Source organism: Phormidium sp. CCY1219, from assembly GCF_055795085.1.
In genome coordinates this window covers 1-1,661 of sequence record NZ_JAYFEQ010000392.1, presented here as the reverse complement: position 1 = coordinate 1,661, position 1,661 = coordinate 1, and the positions used below count along the sequence as shown (strand labels likewise).

General features: G+C 56.4%; 1 pseudogene. It reads right to left on the bottom strand.

From position 1 onward, the window contains the following. Window positions 1–315: 315 nt before the first annotated feature. Window positions 316–963, bottom strand: a pseudogene (locus tag AC0QH1_RS07795) (DUF928 domain-containing protein). Window positions 964–1,661 lie beyond the last annotated feature (698 nt).

Genomic DNA, 1,661 nt, shown 5'->3' with positions numbered 1-1,661 from the left:
GTTCCAACAATCGTTCCGCTTCCTGTTGTCGCTCTTCCACCGTTTGGGCGGTGGCGGGGAAACGGAACAATGGGCGTGGATTTTCCCCGGGGGCAGGTGTGCCGAGGAAGAGAACGAGGGTGAGAACCACCAATGGCTCGAACGCTTTGGGGAACAATGGCATGGGTAGATACTCCCTGGATAGACTTGAGTGGATTCCCGCTTGTGCGGCAATGACAAGTTGATGTAAAAATGGGGAAGGATGGGGGAGGACGCGGCAGTGCCGCGTCCCGAGGGCAGGGGGTCTCGGGCGGTTTACCCTGGGGAGAATTGGGTTCAGGGGATGGAAATTTCCGCATTCACATCCATCAAGGGCGCTTGCGCTATCGGTGCTAATCCCACATCGGTTAATAATGTCACCCAATATTCCGTTAATTCACTATCTTGGGGATTGTCGCGGCGCAGTTCGGCGAGGGTATGTAGCACATCGTGTCAGATTCCCGCTTCGGCATAAAGTGAGGGCACTTGTCGCGCTGATGCCTGTTCCACTTGTTGTTTTAATTCGGGATTCTCCACGCGCTGGATCCAGCCGGTAACGTAAAGGTCCAGGTCTGTGCCACCGGATTCTTCGTTGGGACAGGCGAGGGCAAAGGTCCAGGAATAGGTCTCGCCGGTAGCTAAGGGGGCAATCTCCTCCCGCGCCGGTACCGTGAGGCTCATCACCTTGGCGGTATCTGCCAGGGCCACGGTTTGGCTGTAAACTTCCCTGCCCGCCTCATCGCTGAGTACGAATTGTGCGCTTTCCGCCCGGGTTTCGGGAACGTACACGAACAGGGTAGGATAGGGAGAAACCGTGAGGCCGATTTTCTCGTTTAAGTCCGGCAGCAAGGGCTGCAGGGGTTGGGGGGTGTCTCCCACCAGGCACTCATCTCGCGGTCCGGCAGGAATGGTTTGCGGTTTGTCATCGTCATCTAAGGGAGGCATGACTTGCGCGGTGTGAGATGCCGGGGTTGGCGCTGATGCCAGCAGCATCGGCGATGCCAGTGCTGACAGGCCCAGAAGGCAGGTGGCGGATACGGGGATTGTTTTCCAGAAAGGGAGTTTGGCAGACATAGTAACTCAGGTTTCGAGTGGGTTCAAGTTCGCCGGGGGATAATTCCCTCGTCTAACAGTTCGCTGGGGGATAAATCCCCCGTCTGCGGGATAATGGCTTCAGTGGGTTTGCCGGAGGATAATTCCCCCGTCTAACAGCTTAAGCCCTGTGGGTTCGCCGGGGGATAATTCCCCCGTCTAACAGCTTAAGTCGGTTGAAACCGACTCAATGCCCTGTGGGTTTGCCGGGGGATAATTCCCCCGTCTAACAGCTTAAGCCCTGTGGGTTCGCCGGGGGATAATTCCCCCGTCTAACAGCTTCAGTGGGTTTGCCGGAGGATAATTCCCCCGTCTAACAGCTTAAGTCGGTTGAAACCGACTCAATGCCCTGTGGGTTTGCCGGGGAATTTATTCCCCGTCGGTCTGCTTTCGCGATCGCACGGAGCATTTATTCCCCGAGGGACTCCACAGACCACCCCGATGGTCAGCGAAAGGCTATTCTTGACTACTCCGCGCTCTAAAGAGACGGGGATTCCCCGGAGGGATTTTAGAACTTCCGAAAAACGGACTCTTAGGCGAAGTCAAGTACG